The sequence below is a fragment of the Kitasatospora sp. NPDC097691 genome (assembly GCF_040302665.1).
In the GTDB taxonomy this organism is placed as follows: domain Bacteria; phylum Actinomycetota; class Actinomycetes; order Streptomycetales; family Streptomycetaceae; genus Kitasatospora.
Genome location: NZ_JBEORY010000010.1, coordinates 1 through 12,767, shown reverse-complemented (window position 1 = coordinate 12,767; position 12,767 = coordinate 1). Strand labels below are relative to the sequence as shown.

Sequence of the window (12,767 nt, the reverse complement as noted above, 5' to 3'; positions counted from 1 at the left end):
GCGTCCTCACCAAGGGAGCGAAGAGCGTTGAAGAAGCTGATCAACACCCCGGAGGGGGTCCTGGAGGACGCCCTGGCCGGAGTCGCCGCCGCCCATCCGGAGCTGACGGTGGACATCCCGAACCGGGTGATCACCCGGGCCGCTCGCCCGGCCGGGCCCAAGGTCGCGCTGATCTCCGGCGGCGGCTCCGGCCACGAGCCGCTGCACGGCGGCTTCGTCGGCCCCGGCATGCTCGACGCCGCCTGCCCGGGCGAGGTGTTCACCTCGCCCGTCCCGGACCAGATGCTGGCCGCCGCCAAGGCCGTGGAGAACGGCGCCGGTGTCGTCTTCGTCGTGAAGAACTACACCGGCGACGTGATGAACTTCGAGCTCGCCGCCGAACTCGCCGCCGAGGAGGGTCTGGAGGTCCGCACCGTCCTGGTCAACGACGACGTCGCGGTCGAGGACTCCACCTGGACGGCCGGCCGCCGGGGCACCGGCGCGACCGTCCTGGTCGAGAAGACCGCCGGCGCGCTGGCCGAGCGCGGCGCCCCGCTGGACGAGGTGGCCGCCCTGGGCGAGCGGGTCAACGCCGCCTCCCGCTCCTTCGCGATCGCGCTCACCGCCGCCACCGTCCCGGCCGCCGGCAAGCCCGGCTTCGACCTGCCCGAGGACGAGATCGAGGTCGGCGTCGGCATCCACGGCGAACCCGGCCGCCGCCGCGAGAAGCTCCGCCCGGCCCGCGAGCTGGCCGCCGAGGTCGTCGAGACCATCCTGACCGACCACCACCTGACCCCGGGCGACGAGGTGATCGCCCTGCTCAACGGCCTGGGCGCCACCCCGCTGCTGGAGCTGTACGTGGTCTACGGCGAGGTCGCCGCCCGGCTCGCCGAGCGCGGCATCGGGGTGGCCCGCAGCCTGGTCGGCAACTACGTCACCAGCCTGGACATGGCGGGCTTCTCGCTCACCCTCACCAAGGCCGACGCCCAGCTGCTGGAACTCTGGGACGCCCCGGTCGACACCCCCGCCCTCAAGCGGGCCTGAGGAGGATTCGCGATGGACCCCGACACCCCGGCGTTCGACTCCCGGCCGTTCGACACCGCACTGGCCGAGGCCTGGATCCGCGCCGTCGCCGCGGCCGTCGACCAGGAGCAGTCCCGGCTCACCGAACTGGATTCCGCGATCGGCGACGGCGACCACGGCAGCAACCTCCGGCGCGGCTTCACGGCCGCCCTCGCCGCCCTCGACGGCCTGCACCCGACCGGCCCCGGCGCCGTCCTCACCAAGACCGGCACCACGCTCATCTCCAAGGTCGGCGGCGCCTCCGGCCCGCTCTACGGCAAGGCCTTCCGCGCCATGGGCGCCGCCCTGCCCGAGCCAGCCGCCCCGGCCACCGTCGCCGAGGCCCTGTCCGCCGGACTGGACGCCGTGCGTCTCCTCGGCAAGGCCGAGCCCGGGGACAAGACCATCGTGGACGCCTGGACCCCGGCGCTGGCCGCCTTCCGCGCCGCGGCCGCCACCGGTGCCACCCTGGCCGAGGCCGCCGCCCCGGCCGCCGACGCCGCCGAGCAGGGCGCCCGCGACACCGTCCCCCTCCGGGCCCGCAAGGGCCGTGCCTCCTACCTCGGCGAACGCAGCATCGGGCACCAGGACCCGGGCGCCACCTCCACCGCCCTCGTCTTCCGCGCCCTCGCCGACACCACCACCGCCTGAACGCACTCCGGCCTCCCGGGCTGCCGACCGCACCCCAAACCGCCGATCAGCCGTCCGTCCGCGCGATCAGCAGCAGCAACGCGTCGTCCCGAAGCTCCCCGCCCGTGTGCGCCAGCAGGTCCCCGTACACCCGCCCGACCGCCGCCTCCAGCTCCCCCGCCGAGCGCGCAGCTCCCCGCACCAGCGCCCCCACCCGCTCCGCCAGCGGGTAGAACTCCCCGGTCGTCCGGTGCCGCGCCTCGATCACCCCGTCCGTGCAGAGCACCAGCACGTCCTCCGGCCCGAACGGCTGCCCCCAGCTGGTCGGTTCCCCCGCGGCCAGCCGGCCGAGGCCCAGGGGGACCCACGGGTCCGGCGCGTGCAGGAGGATCGCCCGCCCCTCGCCGTCGACCCGGATCGGCGGCACGTGCCCGTACTGCAGCAGCTCCATCTCCCCGGGCGCGCGGAACTCCGCGAACAGCGCCGTGGTGAACTCGCCGTCCGGAACGTGCCGTTCGACGCTGGCCTCGACCCGCGCCGCGACGCCCCGCAGCCCGGCCTCGTCGTACGCGGCCTCGCGGAACGCGCCCAGCACCACCGCCGCGGTCTGCACCGCCGCCAGCCCCTTGCCCCGGACGTCCCCGACCGCGACCCGGGTGCCGTGCGGCGTCTCCAGGACGGAGTACAGGTCCCCGCCGATCCGCGAGGCGTCCGCCGCCGACACGTACCGCACGGCCAGCCGCAGCGGCCCCACCACCGGCCCCGGCAGCCGCAGCAGGGCCCGCTGGGCGGCCTCGGCGACGGAGCTGACGGCCGCGAAGGCCGCCGCGCGCCGCATCCGGAGCCCGGCGACCCAGGCCGAGAACAGCGTCACCACCAGGTAGCCGACCATCGCGCCGTAGAGGAACCGCGCGTCGTTGATGTTGTCGACCTCGTCGTAGTGGCTGAGCCCGAACACCGCGAACAGTCCGAACGCGCAGACCGCCAGCAGCTCGCGGGGCCGCAGGGTCAGGGCCGCGATGGTCGGTACGACGGTCATCAGCGGGGCGAGGTAGCGGTCCTTGCCGGAGAGGAAGTCCGCGAGCGCGACCAGCAGGGTAGCGAGCAGCGCCGGGGCGGCGCGCCGCCACAGCGGCACGTCCTGGAGGTCGGCGGCCAGCAGGGCGCCGCGCTGCCGGTCCGGCGGCAGTCCGGCTGCCTCGGGTGCCGAGGGTGACTGGGCGCGGCGGATCGGAAACACATATCGAACATAAGGGACGATCACGGCACCCACCCGCCCGCCCTGTCGCCTACGATTCGATCCACCTCCCCCACCCCTTCGGGTAATACCCCTCAGGGGTATGGTGTCATCGGCAGTCATCGACAGTCGTCAGCACAGGAACCCGCACCGACCTCCGGAGGCCCCGATGTCCAGCACCATCACCTACACCGTGTCCGGCATGAGCTGCGGCCACTGCGAGAAGGCCATCAGCGAGGAGCTCTCCGCCCTGACCGGTGTCACCGAGGTCGCCGCCGACGCCAAGGCCGGGACCGTGACGGTCTCCTCCGCCGCCCCGTTGGACGACGAGCAGGTCCGCACCGCCGTCGACGAGGCCGGCTACGAGCTGGTCGGCCGCAGCGCCTGAACCACCGAGGTACGGCGGGGCCCGCCCGGCGGCCCGACCGGCGGCCCCGCCGTACACCCCCAGCAAGGAGCTGATCCGCATGAGCACGTCCGCCCCCGACGTCGAGGCCCGGGACCGGGTCGAGCTGTCGATCGGCGGGATGACCTGCGCCTCCTGCGCGGCCCGGATCGAGAAGAAGCTCAACCGGATGGACGGCGTCGAGGCGACCGTCAACTTCGCCACCGAGAAGGCCCGGGTCGACTACGGCCCCGGGGTGACGGTGGCGGAGCTGATCGCCACGGTCGAGCGCACCGGTTACACCGCCGAGCTGCCCCCGCCCCCGGCGCCCGCCGCCGCCGAGCCGGCCGGCCCCGACACCGGGACCGGATCGGCGCGTCCCGAGCAGCCCGACCCCCTGCTCGACCGGCTGCTGATCAGTACCGTCCTCGGCATCCCGGTGGTCGTGCTGTCGATGGTCCCGGCCCTGCAGTTCACCGACTGGCAGTGGCTGGCCTTCGCGCTCACCGGCCCGGTCGTGGTGTACGGCGGCCTGCCGTTCCACCGCGCCGCCTGGACCAACCTCAAGCACGGCGCCGCGACCATGGACACCCTGGTCTCGCTCGGCACCCTGGCCGCCTTCGGCTGGTCGGTCTGGGCGCTGTTCCGGGGCCACGCCGGCCTGCCCGGGATGCACCACGACTTCTCGCTCTCCGTCGGCGACGCCGACGCCTCCTCCGCGCTCTACCTGGAGACCGCTGCCGCCGTCACCGTGCTGATCCTGCTCGGCCGCCTGCTGGAGGCCCGCTCCAAGCGCCGGGCGGGCGCCGCACTGCACGCGCTGCTCGACCTCGGCGCCAAGGACGTCGCGGTCCTGCAGGGCGGCCGCGAGGTGCGCCTGCCGGTGGACCGGCTGGCCGTCGGCACGCGCTTCGTGGTCCGCCCGGGCGAGAAGATCGCCACCGACGGCGTGGTGGTCGAGGGCAGCTCCGCGGTGGACGCCTCGATGCTGACCGGCGAGTCCGCCCCGGTCGAGGTCGCCGCCGGCGACCCCGTCACCGGCGCCACCGTCAACGCCGGCGGGCGCCTGGTGGTCGAGGCCACCCGGGTCGGCGCCGACACCCGGCTGGCCCGGATGGCCGAGCTGGTCGAGGAGGCCCAGAACGGCAAGGCCGCCGCCCAGCGGCTGGCCGACCGGATCTCCGCCGTCTTCGTCCCCGCGGTGATCCTGATCGCCCTGACCACCCTGGTCACCTGGCTGCTGGTCACCGACAGCCCCACCGAGGCCTTCACCGCGGCCGTGGCCGTCCTGATCATCGCCTGCCCCTGCGCGCTCGGCCTGGCCACGCCGACCGCGCTGATGGTGGGCACCGGCCGCGGCGCCCAGCTCGGGATCCTGATCAAGGGCCCGGAGGTCCTGGAGACCACCCGCGCGGTGGACACCGTCGTGCTGGACAAGACCGGCACCGTCACCACCGGCCGGATGGCCGTGGTCGCCGTGCACACCGCCGAGGGCGTCGACCGGACCGAGGCACTTCGGCTGGCCGGCGCCGTCGAACACGCCTCCGAGCACCCGATCGCCGCCGCCGTCGCCGCGGCCGCCGTCGAGAGGACGGGCGAACTGCCGCCGGTCGAGGGCTTCCGCAACGTCCCCGGCCGGGGCGTGGAGGGCGTCGTGGCGGGCCGCGCGGTGGTCGCCGGGCACGAGGCCCTGCTCGCCGACCGGGCACTGCACCTGCCGCCCTCCCTGGCCCGCGCCAAGGCCGCCGCCGAGGCGGCCGGCCGCACCGCGGTCGCGGTCGGCTGGGACGGCGAGGCGCGGGCCGTCCTGGAGGTCGCCGACGCGGTCAGGCCGACCAGTGCCGAGGCGGTCGCCCGGCTCCGCGCGCTGGGCCTGCGCCCGGTGCTGCTGACCGGCGACAACCGGACGGTCGCCGAGGCGGTCGCGGCCGAGGTCGGCATCCCCGCGCAGGACGTGATCGCCGAGGTGCTCCCCGAGGACAAGGTCGCGACGGTCAGGCGGCTGCAGGCCGAGGGCGGGGTCGTCGCGATGGTCGGCGACGGCGTCAACGACGCCGCCGCCCTCGCCCAGGCCGATCTCGGGCTGGCGATGGGCACCGGCACCGACGCCGCGATCGAGGCCGGCGACCTCACCCTGGTCGGCGGCGACCTGCGCGCGGCGGCCGACGCCATCCGGCTCGCCCGCAGGACACTCGCCACCATCAGGGGCAACCTGGCCTGGGCGTTCGGCTACAACGTCGCCGCCCTGCCGCTGGCCGCGGCCGGGCTGCTCAACCCGATGATCGCCGGGGCGGCGATGGCCTTCTCCTCGGTCTTCGTGGTCACCAACAGCCTGCGCCTGCGCCGCTTCCGACCCGCCTGAGCGGGCCTGTCGGCACGCCCGGAAGCCCCGGGACACGGACTCCGGGACACGCACGAGGGGCCCGGACCGCCATCGGCCCGGGCCCCTCGCCGTACGTCAACGCCCCAGCAGCTCGCCGCCGTTGCAGTGCAGGATCTCACCGGTGATGAACCCGGCCTCGGGCGAGGCGAGGAAGTGCACCGCCGCGGCGACCTCACCGGTCTCCCCGATCCGGCCGAGCAGGGTGCGGGCCGCCCGCCGGGCCACCTCGGCCTCGTCCAGTCGCGGCCCGAAGAACTCGGTGCCGCTGACCGTCCCCGGCGCGACGATGTTGGCGGTGATGCCCGAGGTGCCCAACTGGGCGGCCAGGAAGTGGTTCCAGGCGTGCAGCGAGGCCTTCGCCGCGCCGTAGGAGCCGGCCCCGCGCAGGGCGGCGATGGAGCTGATGGTGACCACCCGGCCGGAGCCGGGGGTGAGCCGGTCGCGGATCGACTCGGTGAGCAGCACCACGGTCAGCACGTTGCGCTCGAAGTCGCCGCGCCAGCGCGCGAGCAGGGCGTGCGGCCCGCCGCCGACCACGGTCTCCCGGCTGCCGGCGTTGTTGACCAGGACGTCGATCCGCTCGGGCAGTTCGCGCAGCGCGTCCTCCACCGCGTCCGGGTCGGCGAGGTCGCACACCAGCGGGGTGACGCCCGCCCCGAGGTCGGCCGCGGCCTTCTCCAGGACCGCGCGGCGGCGGCCCACGATCACCACGCGGTCGCCCGCCTCGGCGAACCGCCGCGCGACTTCGTACCCGATTCCCGTGCCACCGCCGGTGACGACGACGTTCCTGGCCATCTGCGTACTCCCTCCCCAGTTCCGCCGCCGCGCTGCGAGTGTGCGTGGCGGTCCGTACCGGAATGCCACGATTCCTATCACGCTCGGTTGCCGTGACTGCGGGGAGGGTGACGTACCGCGCGAGAGAAGGTGTGATATGGGCGGGGTACGACGCGCACACGGAGCGTGGCGAGAGGCAGCTCACACCCCCCGGGCGTAACTTCTCGCACCCTGATACGTCTTAGGTTGGTAGTGCGGCAGTTTTTCCGATGGGCGGGGGCACGCTGAACGGCAACGTGCCCCCGCGCTTCCATCGGCTGTCGCCGACGGGGCTCCGGCGGGCCCCGGGAAGGGTCGTCGTCCTCGACGGCCTTCGCGCACGACGCCGGGGTTCTGGCGGGCCAGGGACGCTTTGAGCGGCCGTTCCGGGCTGCGGCCGGCCCCGGAGTCGTGCGCCGTACGGTTCCGTCCCCGCGCGGACCCCTCCGGGGGTGCGGCGCGGGAACGCGGAGGGGCCCGTCCGCTCAGGCAGCGGCCGGGCCCCTTTCAGCTTCCGTCCGGGTCGGTGCCCGGCGTCGGCGTCGTCGCGCGCGTGGTCAGCGGCCCTCGAGCGGGACGTAGTCGCGGATCGCGGTGCCGGTGTAGATCTGGCGCGGGCGGCCGATCCGGCTGGTCGGGTCGTTGATCATCTCGTGCCAGTGGGCGATCCAGCCCGGCAGCCGGCCGAGGGCGAACAGCACGGTGAACATGCTGGTCGGGAAGCCCATGGCGCGGTAGATCAGGCCGGTGTAGAAGTCCACGTTCGGGTACAGCTTGCGCGAGATGAAGAAGTCGTCCTTGAGGGCGTGCTCCTCCAGCTTGAGCGCGATGTCGAGGAGCTCGTCGCTCTTGCCGAGCTGGCCGAGGACCTCGTGCGCGAGCAGCTTCACCTGGGCGGCGCGCGGGTCGAACGCCTTGTAGACCCGGTGGCCGAAGCCCATCAGCTTGACGCCGGCTTCCTTGTTCTTGACCTTCGTGATGAAGGCGTCGACGTCGCCGCCGTCCTTCTGGATGCTCTCCAGCATCTCCAGCACGGCCTGGTTGGCGCCGCCGTGCAGCGGGCCCCACAGGGCCGAGATGCCGGCCGAGATCGAGGCGAACAGGTTGGCGTGGCTGGAGCCGACCAGGCGCACGGTGGAGGTCGAGCAGTTCTGCTCGTGGTCCGCGTGCAGGATGAGCAGCTTGTCCAGGGCGTTGACGACGACCGGGTTGAGCTCGTAGTCCTCGGCGGGGACGGCGAAGGTCATCCGCAGGAGGTTCTCGACGTAGCTCAGGTCGTTGCGCGGGTAGACGAAGGGCTGGCCCATCGCCTTCTTGTACGCGTACGCGGCGATCGTCGGCAGCTTGGCGAGCAGGCGGACCGTCGACAGGTGGCGCTGGGCCGCGTCGAACGGGTTGTGGCTCTCCGGGTAGAACGTGGACAGCGCGCCGACGACCGAGGACAGCATGGCCATCGGGTGGGCGTCCCGCGGGAAGCCCTGGAAGAAGCGCTTGACGTCCTCGTGCAGCAGGGTGTGCTGGGTGATCTCGCGGTTGAAGTCCGCCAGCTGGTCCGCGTTGGGCAGCTCGCCGTTGATCAGGAGGTACGCGGTCTCGATGAAGCCGCCCTGCGAGGCGAGCTGCTCGATCGGGTAGCCGCGGTACCGCAGGATGCCGTTGTCGCCGTCCACGAAGGTGATCGCGGACTTGTACGCGGCGGTGTTACCGAAGCCGTTGTCCAGGGTGACCAGGCCGGTCTGCGGGAGCAGCTTCGAGATGTCGAAGCCGGCGTTGCCCGCAGTGCTCTCGACGACGGGGTACTCGTACTCGCCGTCCTGGTACCGCAGTACTACCGAGTTGTCGCTCACGTCTTCCTCACCGACGAAATGAATCCTCTTCCAAGGTGCCCTGACTGTCTCTACCATCCCCCATCCGGAGGACAGCCGCGCACCCGGGGTGGCCCGAAAGGGCCCGCCCCTACAAAACCTGCCGCCGCAGCCGGTACGAACCGGACAAGATCGGCACCACCCTAGGCTCTGCCGTAAATCTCTTCACGTCAAGAGAACATTAGAGGCAACCATCCTGTTGGATAATCATCCAGTAGTCAGCCGATGATCGAGCGCGGTATGCCGCCGACCTGCACTGACGGCCCGTACGGCCTGCGCGATCGCCTTGCGTGACCCGACCAGCACCACGAGTTTCCGCGCCCTGGTCACAGCGGTGTAGAGCAGATTTCGCTGGAGCATCGTCCAAGCGGACATGGTGACCGGAATCACCACCACCGGGTACTCGCTGCCCTGCGAGCGGTGGATCGTCACCGCGTACGCGTGGGCCAGCTCGTCCAGTTCGTCGAAGTCGTAGGCCACCTCCTCGTCCTCGTCGGTGAGCACCGTCAGCCGCTGGTCGTCCATGCTGAGGGCGGTCACCACTCCCACTGTGCCGTTGAAGACGCCGTTCCGCCCCTTGTCGTAGTTGTTGCGGATCTGCGTGACCTTGTCCCCCACCCTGAACGTACGGCCGCCGAAGCGCCGTTCGGCCAGCCCCTCCCGAGCCGGCGTCACCGCCCCCTGCAGCAGGGTGTTCAGGTTCCCCGCGCCCGCCGGGCCGCGGTGCATCGGGGCCAGCACCTGGACGTCCCGGCGCGGGTCGAAGCCGAACTTCTGCGGGATCCGGCGCGCCACCACGTCCACGGTCAGCCCGGCCGCCCGCTCCGCGTCGTCCTCGGCGAACAGGAAGAAGTCCGCCAGCCCCTCCGTCAGGGGCGGCTTCCCCTCGTTGATCCGGTGCGCGTTGGTCACCACGCCCGACTGCTGCGCCTGCCGGAAGATCCTCGTCAGCCGCACCGACGGGATCGGCCCGCCCACCGCCAGCAGGTCCCGCAGCACCTCCCCGGCACCCACCGAGGGCAGCTGGTCCACGTCCCCCACGAACAGCAGGTGAGCACCCATCGGCACCGCCTTGACCAGCTTGTTCGCCAGGATCAGGTCCAGCATCGAGGCCTCGTCGACCACCACCAGGTCCGCGTCCAGCGGCCGGTCCCGGTCGTACGCGGCGTCCCCGCCCGGCTTCAGCTCCAGCAGCCGGTGCACCGTCGAGGCCTCCATCCCCGTCAGCTCCGACAGCCGCTTCGCCGCCCGGCCGGTCGGCGCCGCCAGCACCACCTTGGCCCGCTTCGCCAGCGCCAGCGTCACGATCGACTTCACCGTGAACGACTTGCCGCAGCCCGGACCCCCCGTCAGCACCGCGACCCGCTCGGTCAACGCCAACCGCACCGACTGCTCCTGCTCCGGTGCCAGCTCCGCCCCCGTCCGCTTCGCCAGCCACTCCAGCGCCACCGGCCAGTCCACCCCCGCGAACCAGGGCATCCGGTCCGAGTCCGAACGCAACAGCCGCAGCAACTGGTTGGCCAGCGAGATCTCCGCACGGTGGAACGGCACCAGGTACACCGCGGTGATCGGCTCGCCGGCCTCCCCCGGCACCGTCTCGCGCACCACCCCCTCCGACGCCACCAGCTCCGCCAGGCAGTCGATCACCAGCCCGACGTCCACCTGCAGCAGCTTCACCCCGTCCGCGATCAGCCGCTCCTCCGGCAGGAAGCAGTGCCCCTGGTCGCTGCTCTGCGACAGCGCGTACTGCAGCCCGGCCTTCACCCGCTCCGGACTGTCGTGCGGGATCCCCACCGCCTGGGCGATCCGGTCCGCCGTCAGGAAGCCGATGCCCCAGACGTCCCCGGCCAGCCGGTACGGCTCGTTCTTCACCACACCGATCGAACCGTCGCCGTACTGCTTGTAGATTCGCACAGCCAGCGAGGTCGACACCCCGACCCCCTGCAGGAAGACCATCACCTCCTTGATGGCCTTCTGCTCCTCCCAGGCCACCGCGATCTTCTTGGTGCGCTTCGGCCCCAGCCCCGGCACCTCGATCAGCCGGCCCGGCTCGTTCTCGATCACCTCCAGGGTGTCCACCCCGAAGCGCTCCACGATCCGCTCGGCGAACCGCGGCCCGATCCCCTTGATCAGCCCCGAGCCCAGGTACCGCCGGATGCCCTGGACCGTCGCCGGCAGCACCGTCGTGTAGTTCTCCACCGTGAACTGCCGCCCGTACTGCGGGTGCGAGCCCCACCGCCCGTGCAGCCGCAGCGACTCCCCGACCTGCGCCCCCAGCAGCGCGCCCACCACGGTCAGCAGGTCGTTCCCGCCCCGGCCGGTGTCCACCCGGGCCACCGTGTAGCCGGTCTCCTCGTTGGCGTAGGTGATCCGTTCCAGCACTCCCTCGACCTGCGCGAGCTGGAACGGCTGCTGTCCCGACTGCGCCTGCTTGCTCACCGGGCCCCCTTCGACCGGTACGGGTGGATCATTCCGCTACGCACGGTACCGCCCGGCCCCGACAAGCCCACAGCCGCGAACGCACGGATCCGGGACCGGAAGCCTGCCGTGCAGCGCCATCGCCGAGGTGCCAGGCTGTGAGGTAGGCAGGGGGACCGTCGGCCGCGCCCGCCCGGGCCCGGCCCGTCCGAGGAGCAGTGCCCGACATGCTCAACACCGCCTTCCGCTCCGGCTCCCCCGACTGGCTCGACCTGAGCAGCCCCGACACCCGGGCCTCCGTCGACTTCTACACCGCGCTGTTCGGCTGGACCTTCGACTCGGCCGGCCCCGAAGCCGGCGGCTACGGGTTCTTCCGACTCGACGGCCGGATCGTGGCCGCCCTCGGACCGCTCACCGAGGAGGGCTCCCCACCGGGCTGGACGATCTACTTCGCCACCCCCGACGCCGACCGCACCACCGCACTGGTCGAACAGGCCGGCGGCCGCGTCCGGTTCGCCCCCTTCGACGTCTTCACCTCGGGCCGGATGGCCGGCTACACCGACCCCACCGGCGCCGACTTCGCCGTCTGGCAGCCGCACGACATCCGCGGCCTGGACGTCGTCGACGAGGAGGGCAGCCTCTGCTGGGCCGAGTGCCACAGCATCGACGCCGAACTCGCCAAGTCCTTCTACCGCGCCGTCTTCGACTGGCAGGAGCAGGACGTCCCGTTCGACGGCTCGCTCTACACCGTCCTCACCCCGGCGGGCGGCGGCACCGACGACGCCCACGGCGGCATCGTGCAGCTCGCGCCCGAGCAGACCGCCGCCGGCACCGGCTCGCACTGGCTCCCGTACTTCGAGGTCCCCAACACGGACGCCAGCCTCGCCATCGCCGGCACCATCGGCGCGACCGTGCGGGTCCCCGCCGCGGACGTCCACGGCGTCGGCCGTCTCGCCCAGCTGGTCGACCCGCACGGCGCGGTCTTCGCCGTCATCACCAGTGCCCCGCCCGGGGAGTGACACCGACTCACCCCCGGTCTCGGCCGGCCCGGTCTCGCCCCGCCCGGGTCGGCCCGCCCCGGATCGGCCCCCAGAAGGGCCGTGAGGGGGTGCTACGGGCGTAGACAGGGGTGGGTCGGGGTACCGGAGCCCTTCTATCCTCTGATCATGAACGACAGGACCGATCTGACGATCCGCCGGGCGACCGAGGCGGACCTCCCGGCAATAGTGGCGATGCTCGCGGACGACCCGCTGGGCGCGACCCGCGAGAGCCCCGACGACCTCACCGCCTACCGCACCGCCTTCGCCCGCATCGACGGCGACCCGCACCAGCACCTGGTCGTCGCCGACCGCGCCGGCCGGACCGTCGGCACCCTGCAGCTCACCGTCGTGCCGGGCCTCTCCCGACAGGGCTCCACCCGCACGATCATCGAGGCCGTCCGCATCCACGCCGACGAGCGCGGCAACGGGCTGGGCACCGTCCTGATCGAATGGGCCGTCGAGCGCTCCCGCGAACTCGGCGCCGACCTCGTCCAGCTCACCTCCGACGCCACCCGCACCGACGCGCACCGCTTCTACGAGCGGCTCGGGTTCGTGCCGTCGCACCTCGGTTTCAAGCTGAAGGTCTGAAGCAGCGCCCGAAAAAGCGTCCGGAAACGCGAAGAACCCCCATCCGGAATCCGGATGGGGGTTCTTCACAATGATTGTTCGGCGGCGTCCTACTCTCCCACAGGGTCCCCCCTGCAGTACCATCGGCGCTGTGAGGCTTAGCTTCCGGGTTCGGAATGTAACCGGGCGTTTCCCTCACGCTATGACCACCGAAACACTATGAAACTGTCAACCGCACACCCGAACAAGTCGGGCGGGTCGTTGTTTCAGAACAACACAGTGGACGCGAGCAACTGAGGACAAGCCCTCGGCCTATTAGTACCGGTCAACTCCACCCCTTACAGGGCTTCCATATCCGGCCTATCAACCCAGTCGTCTACTGGGAGCC

The 12,767-nt window shown here is 72.4% G+C and carries 10 protein-coding genes and 1 rRNA gene; 6 read left to right on the top strand and 5 right to left on the bottom strand.

Annotated features, from left to right (window positions below; translation table 11 throughout):
- The first annotated feature begins 27 nt into the window (after positions 1-27).
- Both dhaK and dhaL read left to right on the top strand, forming a co-directional pair.
- Entirely contained in the window at positions 28-1,023 is a 996-nt protein-coding gene (gene dhaK / locus ABTY56_RS09805) for a dihydroxyacetone kinase subunit DhaK (RefSeq protein ID WP_350627944.1), read from the top strand.
- Positions 1,024-1,035: 12 nt separating this feature from the next.
- Positions 1,036-1,692 (top strand): dihydroxyacetone kinase subunit DhaL, encoded by a 657-nt coding sequence (dhaL, locus tag ABTY56_RS09800; RefSeq protein ID WP_350627942.1) that lies wholly within the window; start codon positions 1,036-1,038, stop codon positions 1,690-1,692.
- Between the two features lie 46 nt (positions 1,693-1,738).
- Here the strand turns inward: dhaL and ABTY56_RS09795 are convergent, their stop codons facing one another.
- Positions 1,739-2,911 (bottom strand): PP2C family protein-serine/threonine phosphatase, encoded by a 1,173-nt coding sequence (locus tag ABTY56_RS09795; protein ID WP_350627941.1) that lies wholly within the window; start codon positions 2,909-2,911, stop codon positions 1,739-1,741.
- Positions 2,912-3,077: 166 nt separating this feature from the next.
- On the opposite strand from ABTY56_RS09795, the gene ABTY56_RS09790 reads away from it, so the two are divergent.
- Positions 3,078-3,296, top strand: coding sequence for a heavy-metal-associated domain-containing protein (locus tag ABTY56_RS09790; protein WP_350627939.1), 219 nt, complete (start codon positions 3,078-3,080; stop codon positions 3,294-3,296).
- A 79-nt stretch (positions 3,297-3,375) separates the two neighbouring features.
- Complete coding sequence (locus ABTY56_RS09785; RefSeq protein ID WP_350627938.1) at positions 3,376-5,655, top strand: heavy metal translocating P-type ATPase; 2,280 nt, start codon at positions 3,376-3,378, stop codon at positions 5,653-5,655.
- A gap of 96 nt (positions 5,656-5,751) precedes the next feature.
- Here the strand turns inward: ABTY56_RS09785 and ABTY56_RS09780 are convergent, their stop codons facing one another.
- The 3 genes from ABTY56_RS09780 to recD2 all read right to left on the bottom strand — a co-directional run bounded on the left by ABTY56_RS09780 (position 5,752) and on the right by recD2 (position 10,793).
- Positions 5,752-6,471, bottom strand: coding sequence for an SDR family NAD(P)-dependent oxidoreductase (locus tag ABTY56_RS09780; RefSeq protein ID WP_350627937.1), 720 nt, complete (start codon positions 6,469-6,471; stop codon positions 5,752-5,754).
- Positions 6,472-7,046: 575 nt separating this feature from the next.
- Complete coding sequence (locus ABTY56_RS09775; RefSeq protein ID WP_350627936.1) at positions 7,047-8,336, bottom strand: citrate synthase; 1,290 nt, start codon at positions 8,334-8,336, stop codon at positions 7,047-7,049.
- Positions 8,337-8,561: 225 nt separating this feature from the next.
- Complete coding sequence (recD2, locus tag ABTY56_RS09770; protein WP_350627935.1) at positions 8,562-10,793, bottom strand: SF1B family DNA helicase RecD2; 2,232 nt, start codon at positions 10,791-10,793, stop codon at positions 8,562-8,564.
- A gap of 206 nt (positions 10,794-10,999) precedes the next feature.
- On the opposite strand from recD2, the gene ABTY56_RS09765 reads away from it, so the two are divergent.
- Together ABTY56_RS09765 and ABTY56_RS09760 are read left to right on the top strand one after the other, a co-directional pair.
- Entirely contained in the window at positions 11,000-11,791 is a 792-nt protein-coding gene (locus tag ABTY56_RS09765) for a VOC family protein (protein WP_350627933.1), read from the top strand.
- Positions 11,792-11,938: 147 nt separating this feature from the next.
- On the top strand, positions 11,939-12,400 hold the full coding sequence (locus ABTY56_RS09760) for a GNAT family N-acetyltransferase (protein ID WP_350627932.1): 462 nt from the start codon (positions 11,939-11,941) through the stop codon (positions 12,398-12,400).
- Between the two features lie 76 nt (positions 12,401-12,476).
- Here the strand turns inward: ABTY56_RS09760 and rrf are convergent.
- A 5S ribosomal RNA gene (gene rrf, locus ABTY56_RS09755) occupies positions 12,477-12,593 on the bottom strand.
- Positions 12,594-12,767: the final 174 nt, after the last annotated feature.

Coding starts and splice junctions, on each gene's coding strand:
- ABTY56_RS09790 (WP_350627939.1), top strand. CDS start 3,078: ATGTCCAGCACCATCACCTACACCGTGTCCGGCATGAGCTGCGGCCAC.
- dhaL (WP_350627942.1), top strand. CDS start 1,036: ATGGACCCCGACACCCCGGCGTTCGACTCCCGGCCGTTCGACACCGCA.
- ABTY56_RS09760 (WP_350627932.1), top strand. CDS start 11,939: ATGAACGACAGGACCGATCTGACGATCCGCCGGGCGACCGAGGCGGAC.
- ABTY56_RS09765 (WP_350627933.1), top strand. CDS start 11,000: ATGCTCAACACCGCCTTCCGCTCCGGCTCCCCCGACTGGCTCGACCTG.
- ABTY56_RS09785 (WP_350627938.1), top strand. CDS start 3,376: ATGAGCACGTCCGCCCCCGACGTCGAGGCCCGGGACCGGGTCGAGCTG.
- ABTY56_RS09780 (WP_350627937.1), bottom strand. CDS start 6,471: ATGGCCAGGAACGTCGTCGTCACCGGCGGTGGCACGGGAATCGGGTAC.